General features: G+C 59.8%; 14 protein-coding genes. 13 read left to right on the top strand and 1 reads right to left on the bottom strand.

Annotation, left to right across the window (positions count from 1 at the left end; translation table 11 throughout):
- The first annotated feature begins 3 nt into the window (after positions 1 to 3).
- The 5 genes from cyoB to HMPREF3096_RS00525 all read left to right on the top strand — a co-directional run bounded on the left by cyoB (position 4) and on the right by HMPREF3096_RS00525 (position 4407).
- Positions 4 to 1995, top strand: a complete 1992-nt coding sequence (cyoB, locus tag HMPREF3096_RS00545) for a cytochrome o ubiquinol oxidase subunit I (protein ID WP_012542690.1) — start codon at positions 4 to 6, stop codon at positions 1993 to 1995.
- Positions 1985 to 2596: a cytochrome o ubiquinol oxidase subunit III gene (locus HMPREF3096_RS00540; RefSeq protein ID WP_002891635.1), complete on the top strand. Its 612-nt coding sequence runs from the start codon at positions 1985 to 1987 to the stop codon at positions 2594 to 2596. Before cyoB ends, HMPREF3096_RS00540 begins: the two co-directional genes overlap by 11 nt.
- A complete protein-coding gene (locus HMPREF3096_RS00535; RefSeq protein WP_002891634.1) occupies positions 2596 to 2925 on the top strand; it encodes a cytochrome o ubiquinol oxidase subunit IV in 330 nt (109 codons plus the stop codon). Before HMPREF3096_RS00540 ends, HMPREF3096_RS00535 begins: the two co-directional genes overlap by 1 nt.
- A gap of 11 nt (positions 2926 to 2936) precedes the next feature.
- Positions 2937 to 3824, top strand: a complete 888-nt coding sequence (cyoE, locus tag HMPREF3096_RS00530) for a heme o synthase (RefSeq protein ID WP_002891629.1) — start codon at positions 2937 to 2939, stop codon at positions 3822 to 3824.
- A gap of 250 nt (positions 3825 to 4074) precedes the next feature.
- Entirely contained in the window at positions 4075 to 4407 is a 333-nt protein-coding gene (locus HMPREF3096_RS00525) for a hypothetical protein (protein ID WP_004177255.1), read from the top strand.
- A gap of 36 nt (positions 4408 to 4443) precedes the next feature.
- Here the strand turns inward: HMPREF3096_RS00525 and HMPREF3096_RS00520 are convergent, their stop codons facing one another.
- Positions 4444 to 5202 carry an IclR family transcriptional regulator domain-containing protein gene (locus tag HMPREF3096_RS00520; RefSeq protein ID WP_032729441.1) on the bottom strand — a complete coding sequence of 253 codons (759 nt, stop codon included), beginning with the start codon at positions 5200 to 5202 and terminating at the stop codon, positions 4444 to 4446.
- Positions 5203 to 5354: 152 nt separating this feature from the next.
- On the opposite strand from HMPREF3096_RS00520, the gene HMPREF3096_RS00515 reads away from it, so the two are divergent.
- From HMPREF3096_RS00515 to HMPREF3096_RS00480, 8 genes are all read left to right on the top strand, one after another.
- Positions 5355 to 6176, top strand: coding sequence for a shikimate dehydrogenase family protein (locus tag HMPREF3096_RS00515; RefSeq protein ID WP_012542692.1), 822 nt, complete (start codon positions 5355 to 5357; stop codon positions 6174 to 6176).
- Complete coding sequence (locus HMPREF3096_RS00510) at positions 6173 to 7849, top strand: FAD-dependent oxidoreductase (protein WP_032729440.1); 1677 nt, start codon at positions 6173 to 6175, stop codon at positions 7847 to 7849. Before HMPREF3096_RS00515 ends, HMPREF3096_RS00510 begins: the two co-directional genes overlap by 4 nt.
- Positions 7850 to 7862: 13 nt before the next feature.
- Positions 7863 to 8183 (top strand): NIPSNAP family protein, encoded by a 321-nt coding sequence (locus HMPREF3096_RS00505; protein WP_004204812.1) that lies wholly within the window; start codon positions 7863 to 7865, stop codon positions 8181 to 8183.
- Between the two features lie 10 nt (positions 8184 to 8193).
- Positions 8194 to 9885 carry an FAD-dependent oxidoreductase gene (locus HMPREF3096_RS00500; RefSeq protein WP_032729439.1) on the top strand — a complete coding sequence of 564 codons (1692 nt, stop codon included), beginning with the start codon at positions 8194 to 8196 and terminating at the stop codon, positions 9883 to 9885.
- Positions 9886 to 9944: 59 nt separating this feature from the next.
- The gene (locus HMPREF3096_RS00495; protein WP_032729438.1) at positions 9945 to 10763 is read left to right on the top strand and encodes a sugar phosphate isomerase/epimerase family protein; all 819 of its coding nucleotides are present in this window, start codon (positions 9945 to 9947) and stop codon (positions 10761 to 10763) included.
- Positions 10764 to 10773: 10 nt separating this feature from the next.
- Positions 10774 to 12138, top strand: a complete 1365-nt coding sequence (locus HMPREF3096_RS00490; protein ID WP_032729437.1) for an MFS transporter — start codon at positions 10774 to 10776, stop codon at positions 12136 to 12138.
- Between the two features lie 329 nt (positions 12139 to 12467).
- A complete protein-coding gene (locus HMPREF3096_RS00485; protein WP_032729435.1) occupies positions 12468 to 13646 on the top strand; it encodes a Gfo/Idh/MocA family protein in 1179 nt (392 codons plus the stop codon).
- 159 nt (positions 13647 to 13805) lie between these two features.
- The gene (locus tag HMPREF3096_RS00480; RefSeq protein ID WP_012542696.1) at positions 13806 to 15170 is read left to right on the top strand and encodes an MFS transporter; all 1365 of its coding nucleotides are present in this window, start codon (positions 13806 to 13808) and stop codon (positions 15168 to 15170) included.
- Positions 15171 to 15201: the final 31 nt, after the last annotated feature.

Below are 15201 nucleotides of genomic sequence, written 5' to 3'. Positions count from 1 at the left end.
ACGATGTTCGGAAAACTTACACTGGATGCAGTGCCCTACCACGAACCCATTATCGTGGTTACGGTGGCTGCGATTATCATTGGGGGACTGGCGCTTCTGGCTGCCATCACTTACTTCGGTAAGTGGTCCTACCTGTGGAACGAGTGGCTGACTTCTGTCGACCACAAACGTCTTGGTATCATGTACGTTATCGTGGCAATCGTCATGCTGCTGCGTGGCTTTGCTGATGCCGTTATGATGCGTAGCCAGCAGGTGCTGGCCTCGGCCGGGGAAGCAGGCTTCCTGCCACCTCATCACTACGATCAGATCTTTACCGCCCACGGCGTTATCATGATCTTCTTCGTGGCGATGCCGTTCGTTATCGGTCTGATGAACCTGGTGGTTCCGCTTCAGCTCGGCGCGCGCGACGTGGCCTTCCCGTTCCTCAACAACCTGAGCTTCTGGTTCACCGTTGTGGGCGTGATTCTGGTTAACCTGTCTCTGGGCGTCGGTGAGTTCGCACAGACCGGTTGGCTGGCCTATCCGCCGCTGTCGGGAATTGAATACAGTCCTGGCGTAGGGGTCGATTACTGGATTTGGGCGCTGCAGCTCTCCGGTATCGGTACTACCCTGACCGGTATTAACTTCTTCGTGACCATTATCAAGATGCGCGCCCCGGGCATGACCATGTTCAAGATGCCGGTATTCTCCTGGGCATCTCTGTGCGCTAACATCCTGATTATCGCCTCTTTCCCAATTCTGACCGTCACCATCGCGCTGCTGACCCTGGATCGTTACCTGGGCACCCATTTCTTTACCAACGATATGGGTGGCAACATGATGATGTACATCAACCTGATTTGGGCCTGGGGTCACCCGGAAGTGTACATCCTGGTTCTGCCGGTGTTCGGGGTCTTCTCCGAAATCGCCGCGACCTTCTCGCGTAAGCGTCTGTTCGGTTACACCTCTCTGGTGTGGGCAACCGTCTGTATTACCGTTCTGTCGTTCATCGTTTGGCTGCACCACTTCTTCACCATGGGTGCCGGCGCGAACGTAAACGCCTTCTTCGGTATTACTACCATGATTATCGCGATCCCGACCGGGGTTAAGATCTTCAACTGGCTGTTCACCATGTATCAGGGTCGCATCGTCTTCAACTCGGCGATGATGTGGACTATCGGCTTTATCGTGACCTTCTCCGTAGGTGGGATGACCGGCGTGCTGCTGGCGGTACCGGGCGCGGACTTCGTTCTGCACAACAGCCTGTTCCTGATCGCGCACTTCCATAACGTTATCATCGGCGGCGTGGTATTCGGTTGCTTCGCAGGCCTGACCTACTGGTGGCCGAAAGCCTTTGGCTTCACCCTGAACGAAACCTGGGGCAAACGCGCTTTCTGGTTCTGGATCATCGGCTTCTTCGTGGCGTTTATGCCGCTGTACGTGCTGGGCTTCATGGGTATGACCCGTCGTCTGAGCCAGCAGATCGATCCGCAGTTCCACCCGATGCTGGTTGTTGCAGCTTGCGGTGCAGCGCTGATCGCCTGCGGTATCCTGTGCCAGCTGATTCAGTTCTACGTGTCTATTCGCGACCGCGATCAGAACCGTGACCTGACCGGTGACCCATGGGGTGGTCGTACGCTGGAGTGGGCAACCTCTTCTCCACCGCCGTTCTATAACTTCGCTATCGTTCCTCAGGTTCACGAGCGTGATGCCTTCTGGGAAATGAAAGAGAAAGGTGAAGCGTACAAACAGCCTGCTCACTATGAAGAAATTCATATGCCGAAAAACAGCGGCGCCGGCATCGTCATTGCCGCCTTCGCTACGGTATTTGGTTTCGCCATGATCTGGCATATCTGGTGGATGGCGATTGCCAGCTTCATCGGCATCGTAGCGACCTGGATTATTAAGAGCTTTGACGAGGACGTGGATTACTACGTACCGGTTGCAGAAGTCGAAAAACTGGAAAAACAGCATTTCGATGAGATTAACAAAGCAGGGCTGAAAAATGGCAACTGATACTCTTGCGCATACTGCCCACGCGCATGAACACGGGCACCATGATACAGGACCGATGAAGGTATTCGGTTTCTGGATCTACCTGATGAGCGACTGCATCATCTTCGCTACGCTGTTTGCTACCTATGCCGTTCTGGTGAACGGCACAGCCGGCGGACCGACGGGCAAAGATATTTTCGAACTGCCGTTCGTTCTGGTTGAAACCGCACTGCTGCTGTTCAGCTCCATCACCTACGGCATGGCGGCTATCGCCATGTACAAAAACAACAAGAGCCAGGTGGTTTCCTGGCTGGCGTTGACCTGGTTGTTTGGCGCTGGCTTTATCGGGATGGAAATCTATGAATTCCATCACCTGATCATGGAAGGCTTCGGTCCGGATCGTAGCGGTTTCCTGTCGGCGTTCTTCGCGCTGGTCGGCACCCACGGTCTGCACGTGACCTCTGGCCTTATCTGGATGGCGGTGCTGATGTTCCAGGTTTCACGTCGTGGCCTGACTAGCACTAACCGCACGCGTATCCTGTGCCTGAGCCTGTTCTGGCACTTCCTGGACGTCGTGTGGATCTGCGTGTTCTCGGTTGTCTATCTGATGGGGGCGATGTAATGAGTCATTCTACCGATCATAGCGGCGCTTCTCACGGCAGCGTGAAGAGCTACATGACAGGATTTATCCTGTCCATCATCCTGACGGTCATTCCGTTCGCCATGGTGATGAGTGGCTCCGCCTCGCATGCGGTTATCCTTGGCACCATTCTGGTGACCGCTGTGGTGCAGATCGTGGTACACCTCGTGTACTTCCTGCATATGAACAGCAAGTCCGATGAAGGCTGGAACCTGACCGCATTTATCTTCACCGTAATCATCATTGCGATCGTGGTTGTCGGCTCCATCTGGATTATGTGGAACCTGAACTACAACATGATGATGCACTAAGAGCGGCGAGTATGTTTAAGCAATACCTGCAAGTAACGAAACCAGGCATTATTTTTGGCAACCTGATCTCCGTGATCGGCGGTTTCCTGTTGGCCTCCAAAGGCCACATCGACTATCCGCTGTTCGTCTGGACGCTCCTTGGAGTATCCCTGGTGGTCGCCTCGGGTTGTGTATTCAACAACTACATCGACCGGGACATCGATCGTAAGATGGAACGGACGAAAAACCGGGTGCTGGTCAAAGGGCTGATCTCGCCAGAAGCTTCGCTGGTGTACGCCACCTTGCTGGGTATTGCTGGCTTCATGCTGCTGTGGTTCGGCGCAAATCCGCTGGCCTGCTGGCTGGGGGTGATGGGGTTCGTGGTTTATGTCGGCGTCTACAGCCTGTACATGAAACGCCACTCCGTCTATGGCACGCTGATTGGCTCACTCTCCGGCGCCGCGCCGCCGGTGATTGGCTACTGCGCGGTCACCGGTGATTTCGACAGCGGTGCGGCGATCCTGCTGGCTATCTTTAGCCTGTGGCAGATGCCTCACTCCTACGCCATCGCGATTTTCCGCTTTAAGGATTATCAGGCGGCGAACATTCCGGTGCTGCCGGTGGTGAAAGGCATTTCGGTCGCCAAAAACCATATTACGCTGTACATCGTTGCCTTTGCCGTGGCGACCCTGATGCTCTCGTTGGGCGGCTACGCCGGGTATAAATACCTGGTCGTGGCGGCAGCGGTCAGCGTCTGGTGGCTGGGCATGGCGCTGCGTGGCTATAAAGTGGCCGATGACAAAGTCTGGGCGCGTAAGCTGTTCGTCTTTTCCATCGTCGCCATCACCGCGCTGTCCGTGATGATGTCCGTTGACTTTATGGTGCCGGATTCACATAGCCTGCTGGCTTACGTGAGATAATCTCCCACTCCAGTGCGATATAAAGCCCCGTTTTTACGGGGCTTTTTCTTTTCTGCTTCCTCACCGCTTTCTTTCTCATTTCATACTCCCCTCCCCTCTTCCGGCCGTTTACGCTGCTCTCCTGCCAAAAAATGAGGAAAAAATGAGCTAATACACAGCGGACCTGACTCGCGCTGTGCACGACAGCAGTGCTACCTTTTGCACCGGGTTTACCCACCCATTTGGAAAATCATTACTACAAGGAATTGCAATGAAAGAGTTAACACTAAACGAAATGGAGTACATCTCCGGTGGCTTTAACCTGTTCGGCGCGGCCAGCGGCTTCGCCAGCTTTGTTGCCAACTCGGGCGTCGGCTTCACCTCTTTTGTTCTCACCTCCGGCAGCGCGTTTGCCTCCTTCGTCGGCGACAGCGCGATGGCGTTTGGTTCCTTCCTGACCGGGCAGTCAAACTGGGAAACCTTTGTGACCACTGGTAGCGAAAACTGGGGAAACTTTGTCCTCACCGCTGGCAAAAACTGGAACATCTTCGTAGATAACGCCGCCAGCAACTGGAACAGCTTCCTGAACAACGCGTCGGCGTAAGCAACATCTTTGAGGGCAGCGCATCGGCTGCCCTGTTTAGCTCACCAGCATCGCCTGCGCGCTGTAGAGCAGATCGAGATGGTCGTGACATAACGCTTCCAGCGATGTGCGCGATTGATGGCTGGTCAGACTCAGCGCGCCCCACCAGGTTCCTTCCCTGTCAGTTAACGGCACCGCCAGCACCAGCATGCCAATCTCAAACTCCTGTTCAATGGTGGCATAACCCTGGCGCCGCACCTGGGCGATTTTCTCCATCAGCAACGCGACGTCGGTCACCGTATAGGGCGTGCGTTGTTCCCGGGTAATACGCTGCAGAACTGCCTCGCACTCAGCTTCCGGCAGCGAAGCCAGCCATAACCGTCCCCCGGCGGTACAGAAGATGGGCACCCGCTCCCCAAGCCGAACCGACGTGGAGTTAAATGGCGTATGCCGGCTGCGGGCGATATAGACCAGCTCATCTTCATCCACCACCCCTACCGAGGCGTGCTCCTCGGTCCGGCTGGCGATGTATTCGACAATTGGCCACACCATGCGGGGAAACTGCGCCGAATCGACGTAGGCCTGACCAAGCCGCAGCGTCTTCGGGGTAAGCCAGTAATAACGCCCATCGGTTTGCAGATAGCGCTCATGCAGCAGCGTCAACAGAAAACGCCGCGCGGCGCTTTGCGTCAGGCCGCTCATTTTCGCCGCCTGGGCGACGGTGAGTTTTGGGCAGGTTTTGGAAAAAAGCTGGATTAACGCCAGCCCTTTTTGTAAACCGACGATCAGATCGCGTGGATGAATGGTGTTTTGCATATTCGCTCACATTTTTGCAACATCATTATCGATTTCCTGCGATTATCGCAGCGATCGTGCGATTAACAACCGACATGTCCGAATTCTGCGTTGTCGCTCCCAGCTTCCACTGAAATACTTTCACAACATTAATTTAACAAATGAGGTTTGAAATGGTCAGTGGAACTACCCAGGTTGTCGCCGTGATTGGTCATCCGATCGCCCAGGTCAAATCACCGGATAACTTCAACCGCTACTTTGCTGAACAGCACATGGACAGCGTCATGATCCCGGTGGATATCGCCCCGGACGCGGTAGTCGACTACCTCAACGCTCTGCGTGGCTGGCAGAACATGACCGGCGTGCTGGTGACGGTGCCGCATAAGCAGCGCGCCGCCGCGCTGGTCGACGAGCTCACCCCCCGCGCCCGCCGACTCAACGCCATCAATGTGATCCGCAAATTGGCGGATGGCCGTTTGCAGGGCGATATGCTGGACGGCGTCGGCTTTCAGCTCGCCGCCGAGGCGCAGGGTTTTCAGCCGGCAGGTAAGCAGGCGCTGCTCTCCGGCTGCGGCGGCGTCGGCAGCGCCATCGCCTGGGGACTGTGCGAGGCGGGGATCCGTCAGCTGGCCCTGCACGATCAAAACCCGACCACCCGGCAACGCCTGCATGACCTTCTGGCTGAGGCCTTCCCGGCGGTACAACTGAGCGCGCTGCCGGACACCCTTCACGGCGTCGATCTATTGGTTAATGGCTCGCCGGCCGGCATGGCCGGATTTGATGAGCTGCCCCTGCCGCAGGCGCTGCTGGATACGCTCGACAGCGCCACCCACGTGGCTGATGTTGTCACCGCCCCGGTGATGACGCCGTTGCTCACTTTCGCCGCCGCCCGCGGCTGCCGGGTGCAGACCGGGCCGGAAATGGCGCTGGCGCAGATGACGCTGATGGGCCAGTTTATCGGCGCCATCCCGCCGGCGCAGGGAGCGGCAGCATGAAGAGCTGGGATGTGATCGTCATCGGCAGCGGCGCCGCTGGCTTTGCCGCCGCGGTCACCGCCAGCTGCAAAGGGCTGTCGGTGCTGATGCTGGAGAAAGCCGGCCAGTTCGGCGGCACCTCGGCTATCTCCGGTGGCGCCGTGTGGCTGCACGATACCGATCAGGCGCGTGCGGCGGGTAAAAGCGGCAGCGCCGAGGCGATGAAAACCTACCTGCGGACCATTATCGGCGAGAGCCAGTACCGTGAAGATCTCGCCGAAGCGTTTGTTAGCGCCGGGCGTGAGGCGCTGGCCTTTCTCGAGCGCGAGGGGGCGGTGAAATATAGCCTGCGCCCGCTCTCCCCTGATTACTATCCGGATGAACCCGGCGCGGTCGACGTCGGTCGTGCGCTGGAGGTGGTGGAGTATGACGGTCGTGAACTGGGGGACGCGTTTCGCGACCTGCGTTCACCGCCGCCGGGGATGTTGCTGTTTGGCGGGATGATGGTCAACCGCGTCGACATTCAACATTTTCTCGACATGCGGCGCTCGCTACGCTCCCTGGCCCATTGCACCCGGCTACTGCTGCGCTACGCCCGCGACCGGGTGAAGTACCCTCGCGGCACCCGCCTGGCGATGGGCAATGCGCTGATAGCCCGCATGGCGACAACGGCGCTGCGTAAAGGCATGAACCTGCGGCTGAATGTCAATGTTCTGGCGCTGTGCGAAGCGCAAGGCGCGGTCCGCGGGGTGGAGATTGAGTATCAGGGGCAAAGAGAGACGCTGCACGCCCGCCGCGGGGTGGTGCTGGCCGCAGGCGGCTTTGCCGCGGGCGCGCTGGCGGCGCGCTATCGGCCACACACCCGCGAACACTTCACCATGTCGCCGCCGGCCAACGATGGCGCCGCGCTGCATCTCGCGGCGGCGCTTAACGCTCGCGAGGGAGCCGATCGGGCCTCCAACTTTTTCTGGGCGCCAGTATCGGTGCTGACCCGGGCCGACGGCAGCGAGGAGCGCTTCCCCCATCTGGTAACCGACCGGGCCAAACCGGGCGTGATTGCCGTCAATCAGCGGGCGGTACGCTTCGTCAACGAGTCTAACTCCTATCACCATTTCGCCAGCGCGATGCAGCGCGCTACGGAAAATGCCCCCTGCTTTTTACTCTGCGACGCCCAGGCGATGAAGCGTTACGGCCTCGGGCTGGCACGCCCGGCGCCGGTCAATAATGACGCCCTGATCGCCGCCGGCTATCTGTACAAAGCCGACACCCTGGAGACGCTGGCGCAACAGCTTGGTCTGGATGCCCAAACGCTGAGCGAGACGGTTGCCCGCTACAACCGCGACGCCGCGCAGGGCGTGGATCGGGAATTTGCTAAAGGCGGCAACAGCTATAACCGGGCGATGGGCGATCCGGGTCATCAGCCTGACGCCTGTAACGCCCCCCTGCTCAGCGCGCCGTTCTATGCCATCAAACTCTATACCGGCGATCTGGGAACGTCGCGGGGCCTGGTCACCACCGCCGATGCACAGGTCGTCAACGTGGAAGGAAAACCCATCGCGGGGCTGTACGCGGTGGGAAATGACATGGATTCGCTGATGGCCGGCACCTACCCGGGTCCCGGCATCACCCTCGGCCCGGGGCTGACGTTTGGCTACCTCGCCGCCTGCCATCTGGCACAACACTCCCCCCACTAATCAGGAAAACATCATGATCTACGAAAAACGCACGTACACCATCAATCCGTTGAAAATGGCCGACTGGCTGGCGCTGTACCAAAGCGATGCCCTGGCGGTGCAGACCGACCATCTCGGCAAACTGATCGGTTTCTTTTTTACCGAGATCGGCGTGGTCAATCAGGTGGTGCACATCTGGGCTTATGAAAGCCTGGACGATCGCCTGGTGCGCCGCGCGCGAATGGCGCAGGACGAACGCTGGCAGACCTTTTCGCGGAAAAATCGCGAACTGGCCGCCGTTGAACGCCTGGAGTCGGTGCTGATGCGCCCCACCGCTTTTTCACCATTGCAGTAAGGAGTGCATCATGAGCAGGCCTGTGAAGGTGGATGTGCTGGTGGTCGGCTCCGGCGCGGCGGGACTCTCTGCCGCGGTCACCGCGGCCATGCACGGCGCCAGCGTCATGGTGGCGGAGAAAGCGTCGGTGCTCGGCGGGACCAGCGCCTGGTCCGGCGGCTGGCTGTGGATCCCCCGCAACCCGCTGGCGCGGGCGGAGGGCATCGACGAAGCGGCTGACGCCCCGCTGACCTATCTGCAGCATGAGATGGGGGGCGAAGCCGCCGACGTTCGCCTGCAGACCTTCCTGCGCCACGGGCCGGAGATGGTGGATTTTTTTCATCACAGGACGGCAGTGCAGTTTCTCTCAGGCAGTGCCATGCCGGACTTTCACGCGTCGCCGGGTGCGGCGAGCGGTGGGCGGTCGGTCACCGCTCAGCCCTACGATGGCCGTCAGCTCGGCGACTGGCTCCACCGACTGCGTCCGCCGCTGGAGACCATCAGCCTTGCCGGGATGGGCATCGCCGGCGGCGCGGATATGGCGCATTTTTTCAATGCCACCCGCTCGCCGCGCTCCGCGCTGTATGCCGTCCGCCGCCTGCTGCGCCACGGCTGGCAGCGGCTGCGCGCCGGACGAGGGCAGCATCTGGTCAATGGCAATGCGCTGGTCGCCCGTCTGCTGCGATCCGCCCTCGACGCCGGAGTGCGCTTTCAGCTCAATGCCCCGGTGGTCCGGCTGCTGCAGGGTCCGCAGGGTGTGTCCGGCGCGGTGCTGCGCAGCGACAGCGGGGAAATTCACGTCGAAGCAGGGGCCGTGGTGCTGGCCTGCGGCGGTTTTCCCCACGATCGGCAGCGGCTGGCGCAGGTGGTGCCCCACGCGGCGGAGGGTTACGGCCATTTTTCCGCCGCACCGCCGGACAATCAGGGCGAGGGGATCAGGCTTGGCGAATCCGTCGGCGGCCAGTTCGACACCCGCCTGCGCCACCCGCTGGCCTGGGCGCCGGTGTCCCGCGTCACCCTGGCCAGCGGCCAGCAGCTGATGTTTCCCCACCTGGTGGAACGCGCCAAGCCCGGGGTGATCGCTGTCCTGCCCAACGGCAAACGCTTTGTTAACGAGGCAGACTCTTATCATGACTTTATCGCCGCCCTGCTGGCGGCCACACCCGCGGGCGACACGCCGCAGGCCTGGCTGCTGGCCGATCGTCGCGCGCTGCGTCGCTACGGTCTGGGTCATGCCAGACCGTTCCCGTTCACCCCCACCGCCTGGCTGCGTACCGGTTACCTGCTGCGGGGAAACACGCTGGGAGAGCTGGCGAAGCAGTGCGCCATCGACGCCAATGCGCTGGCGGAAACCGTTGAACGCTTTAACCACTTCGCCAGCACTGGCGAAGACGTCGATTTTCACCGCGGGGCATCAGCCTATAACCGCGCTCAGGGTGACCATCAGGTGACGCTCGGACCGCTGCGCGAAGGGCCGTTTTACGCGGTGCGCATTCTACCCGGCTCGCTGGGCACCTTCAGCGGACTGCAAACCGACGAACACGCCCGGGTGCTGGATGGACAGCAGCAGCCGATACCGGGCCTGTTCGCCATCGGCAACGACATGTCGAGCGTGATGCGCGGCTATTACCCCAGCGGAGGGATAACCCTCGGACCCGCCATGACCTTCGGCTATCTGGTGGGTAAAAATCTGGCGGAAAAAACAATAAAAACAAAGCAATAAACGACCAGGGACGGCAATACCCATAACTATCTTCACCTGCAACTGTACCGGAGCCCTTTATGAACATGCGTACCCTATCGCTCGCCGCGCTGACCCTGCTCGATGTCCCTCCTCCCGAACAGGTGCGGATAGCGGCCAAAACCGGTTTTACCCACGTTGGTCTGCGGCTGCTTCCCGCCACACCGGCCGACCCGGACTACGACATGCTGGGCGATACCCCCGCCGTCCGCGCGACGCTGTCTGCGCTGATGGAAACCGGCATCCGCGTCTCAGACGTGGAGATCGTCCGCCTGACCCCCGGGTTTACTCTCGACGATCGGCTGCAGCGGTTTATGGAGACTGCGGCGCGTCTTGGCGCCGGACAGGTGTTAGTCGCCGGCAATGATGACAACCTTCAGCGCAGCGCCGACAACCTGGCTATCCTCGCCGCGGCCGGTCGCCCCTATGGGCTGACCATGAACCTTGAGCCGATGCCCTGGACCCAACTGCGCACTATCGCCGATGCGCAGGCGATGATCGCCGCCAGCGGGCGGGAGGATATCGGCATCCTGGTGGACGCCCTTCATTTCTGGCGCGCGGGAGAATCGCTCGCCGCCCTCTCCAGCCTGCCCGCGCATCATCTCAACTATATGCAGCTCTGCGATGGCGCGGCGCAGAGGCCGGAGAGCGAACAGGAACTCATCCGCCAGGCCCGCTCGGCGCGCAACGTGCCAGGGGAAGGCGGTCTGGATCTGCACGGTCTAATGTCGGCCCTGCCGGCAACGCTGCCGGTCTCCCTCGAAGTGCCGCTCGACGGCGAGCAGGGCGCCTTGCCGCCGCTCCAGCGGGCGCAATTACTGTTCAATGCCGCGCAGCCCTACCTGCGCTCCTGCGCATAAGGAATACGCTATGACACAGACTCAACGCCTGGATGTCAGAGAGTTAATAAACCGTAACCCGCTGAGCCGCTTTCAAAAGCAGATCATTTTTCTCGGTTTTTGCGTTATCGCTCTCGATGGTTTTGATATCGCGATCATGGGGTTTATCGCCCCGACGCTAAAGCTGGAATGGGGGGTAAGCAACCACCAGCTAGGCGTGGTGATCAGCGCCGCGCTGATCGGCCTCGCGCTGGGCGCGATTTTCTCTGGCCCGCTCGCCGACTGGCTGGGGCGCAAGAAAATCATTATCAATAGCGTCTTTTTCTTCGGCTTCTGGACCATCGCCACCGCCTTCTCGCACAACATTGAACAGATGATGTTTTTCCGCTTTATGACCGGCCTGGGGTTGGGCGCCGCGATGCCGAACATCGGGACGCTGGTGTCGGAGTACGCTCCGGAACGCCAGCGTTCATTTATTATTACCGTCATCTTTTGCGGCTTCACCTTCGGCGCGGCGGCAGGAGGATTCTCAGCATCGTGGCTGATCCCGCAGTTTGGCTGGCACTCGCTGATGGCGCTCGGCGGCATTCTGCCGCTGCTGTTTGCCCCGCTGCTTATCTGGCTGCTGCCGGAGTCGGTTCGTTTTCTGGTGATCAAACAAGCGCCCGCCGCACGCATTCGCGCCATTCTTAACCGTCTCTATCCCGGACAAATCAGCGACAACGTGACGTTTACCCTGCCGGCGCAGCCGGCGGCCGGCAACGCGATGCGCATTGTGCTCTCCCGCCAGTACGGCTTCGGCTCACTGATGCTATGGCTGGTCTACTTTATGGGGCTGTTCCTGGTCTATATCCTCGGTAGCTGGCTGCCAACGCTGGTTAAAGCGGTGGGAATGACCGTTAGCCAGGCGGCCATCATGACAGCGATCTACCAGGCGGGCGGCACCCTCGGCTCGCTGTTTGCCGGCTGGCTGATGGACAGGATCAACCCTCATCGCGCGCTGGGGATGATCTACGCCGTTGGCGGCCTGTTCACCATGGCGATGGGCTACGCCGCGGGCAGCTTTGCCTTGCTCTGTATGCTGGCGTTTATCAGCGGCGCCTGTCTGAACGGCGCGAATACCGGTATGAACGCCCTCTCCGCCCGCTACTATCCTACGCAGGCGCGGGCGACGGGATCCAGCTGGATGCATGGCGTCGGGCGTATCGGCGCCATTCTCAGCGCCTTTGCCGGTGCCGAGATGATGGCGCTCAACCTGCCCTTTGAAAGCGTCTTTTTGATCCTCGGTATCCCGGCAGCCCTCACCGTCGCAGGTCTGGCGGCGAAAGGCATCTTTGCGGCCGGTAATCCTCCCACCGCTTCACCTTCCCCCGCGTCTGTGCGCGGAGCGTCATAGCGGCATCGGCTCCCCGGTGCAATCTGCGGATTGCACCGGCTCAGCGGCTAAAAAGAAAATTTATTTCATATTTGGTCGGAACGAAAAACACCCGCAAGAATCTGCTCTGCTCCGGGAGGCGATAAGCCCTCGCTCATCTTTTCAACGCAGCCCAAAAGAAACTTTCGCTAATTCGATCCCCCTCGCATATATGGAAAATAAATTCCACAACACAATTGAAACAGAACAAACATTTCCTTAAGTTAAGGTCAGTCTATCCGGATGCGCGTTGCCGCAGGCGTCGGCATTGAGCGCCTCAGAGTGCGAATGATTTCAAAAAGGAGAGCACCATGTTAAACGGCCTGAAACCCTTATCCCGCTCCCTGCGTTGGGGCATGGTCGGCGGCGGGGGAACCAGTCAAATCGGCTACAGCCACCGCTGTGCGGCGCTGCGTGACAATGTTTATACCCTGCTGGCCGGCGCGCTTGACGTCGATGCCGAGCGCGGACGCGCGTTCGGCGAGCAACTGGGCATCGCGCCGGAGCGCTGCTACGCCGACTACCAGACCCTGTTTCGTGAAGAGGCGCAGCGCCCTGACGGCATCGAGGTCGTCTCGGTCACCACCCCGAACAATACCCATTTCGCCATCACCAAAGCGGCGCTGGAAGCGGGCCTCCACGTCATCTGTGAAAAGCCCCTCTGCTTTAGCGCCGAAGAAGCACGCGAGCTGGTGGACCTGAGCAAAAAACAGAACAAAATCGTCGGCGTCACCTACGGCTATGCCGGCTATCAGATGATCCAGCAGGCGCGGCAGATGATTGCCGATGGACTGCTCGGCGAGATCCGCATCGTCAATATGCAGTTCGCCCACGGCTTTCATAACCAGGCCGTCGAGCTGCAGGCTGAATCCACCCGCTGGCGCGTGACGCCGAAGTTTGCCGGGCCCAGCTATGTGTTGGGCGATCTGGCCACCCATCCGCTGTTTGTCGCCGAAACCATGGCGCCGCAGCTCAATATCAAACGGCTGATGTGCTCCCGCCAGAGCTTTGTCCCCTCCCGCGCGCCGCTGGAAGATAACGCCTTTGTCCTGATGGAATATCACAACGGCGCGGTTGGCTCGATGTGGACCAGCGCGGTCAACAGCGGCGCCATGCACTCGCAAAAAGTGCGTATCGTCGGCGAAAAAGCGAGTATCGAATGGTGGGATGAGCATCCTAACCAGCTCAGCTATGAGGTGCAGGGCGAGCCGGCGCGCATTCTGGAGCGCGGGATGCCCTACCTGTCGCCGAACGCGCTGGCGGATGACCGCATCGGCGGCGGCCATCCGGAAGGGCTATTCGAAGCCTGGGCCAACCTCTATCGCCGCTATGCGCAGGCGATTGACGCCACGGACCGTGACGATCGCGCTTTCCTGCAAGACTTCTGGTATCCGGACGTTGAAGCCGGGCTGCACGGCGTCTATTGGGTCGAACAGTGCGTCAAATCGGCTGACGCTGGCAGCCAGTGGGTTGACTTTACTTTACCTTAATTTTTCCCCTCGCCAGTGGAGTCCCCCTCCACTGGTTTATTGATTTTTACCAACTTGTCTCATCGCGCAACAGCCCCGTAATATCTGTTAAACAAACATTTATTTACGCTTCTTACCCCCCGCCGCTACACTAGGCGCAGTTTTTATATTGAGGTGGTAATGAACGATAACAAAATGACGCCAGGGGAACTGCGCGCGACCTGGGGTTTGGGGACGGTATTCTCCCTGCGCATGCTTGGCATGTTTATGGTCCTGCCGGTTCTGACCACGTATGGCATGGCGTTGCAGGGCGCCAGTGAAGCGCTGATTGGCCTGGCGATCGGTATCTACGGCCTGGCGCAGGCGATTTTCCAAATCCCCTTCGGACTGTTATCTGACCGTATTGGCCGTAAGCCGCTGATCGTCGGCGGCCTGCTCATCTTTGTACTCGGCAGCGTCATCGCCGCGCTCACCGACTCTATCTGGGGCATCATTCTTGGCCGCGCCCTGCAGGGCTCCGGCGCTATCGCCGCCGCGGTCATGGCTTTGCTATCCGATCTCACTCGCGAACAGAACCGCACCAAAGCGATGGCCTTTATCGGCGTCAGCTTTGGCGTCACCTTCGCCATCGCCATGGTGCTGGGGCCGATTGTCACCCACCAGCTGGGTCTGCACGCGCTGTTCTGGATGATCGCCATTCTGGCGACCATCGGCATCCTGCTCACCCTGTGGGTGGTGCCCAACAGCCATAACCACGTGCTCAACCGCGAATCCGGGATGGTGAAGGGCTGCTTTAGCAAAGTACTGGTGGAACCACGCCTGCTGAAGCTCAACTTTGGCATCATGTGCCTGCACATCATGCTGATGTCGACCTTTGTCGCGCTGCCCGGCCAACTGGAGGCTGCTGGCTTTCCGGCCGCCGAGCACTGGAAGATTTACCTGGTCACCATGGTTATCTCGTTCATCTCGGTGGTGCCGTTTATCATCTATGCCGAAGTGAAGCGCAAAATGAAGCGCGTCTTCCTGCTCTGCGTCGCCATCCTGCTGATTGCGGAAATTGTCCTCTGGGGCGCTGGAGGCTACTTCTGGGAACTGGTGGCGGGCGTCCAGCTCTTCTTCCTGGCGTTTAACCTGCTGGAAGCGCTGCTGCCATCGTTAATTAGCAAGGAGTCGCCAGCGGGCTATAAAGGCACCGCAATGGGCGTCTACTCCACCAGCCAGTTCCTCGGCGTGGCGATTGGCGGCGCGCTTGGCGGCTGGGTCGATGGTTTCTTTGATTCGCAAACCGTGTTCTTGCTGGGCGCCCTGCTGGCAATGCTGTGGCTGCTGGTGGCCAGTACCATGAGCGAGCCGCCGTACGTCAGCAGCCTGCGGGTGGAGGTGCCGGATGGCGTGGTGGTCGACAGCGCGCTACAGACGCGTCTGCTGAACGCCAACGGGGTTCATCAGGCGCTGGTGGTACCTGAGGAGCGCTCGGTGTATATCAAAATCGACAGCAAGGTCACCAACCGCTTCGAGATCGAGCAGCTCATCAAAGGGGTATAAAAAAAGCGGGGAATTCCCCGCTTTTTGCTGT

Origin of the sequence: Klebsiella sp. HMSC25G12 (genome assembly GCF_001807705.1) — a bacterium.
Classification (GTDB): domain Bacteria; phylum Pseudomonadota; class Gammaproteobacteria; order Enterobacterales; family Enterobacteriaceae; genus Klebsiella; species Klebsiella variicola.
Note: the sequence above shows the minus strand (reverse complement) of the source record. Positions and strands in the feature narration are given on the sequence as shown.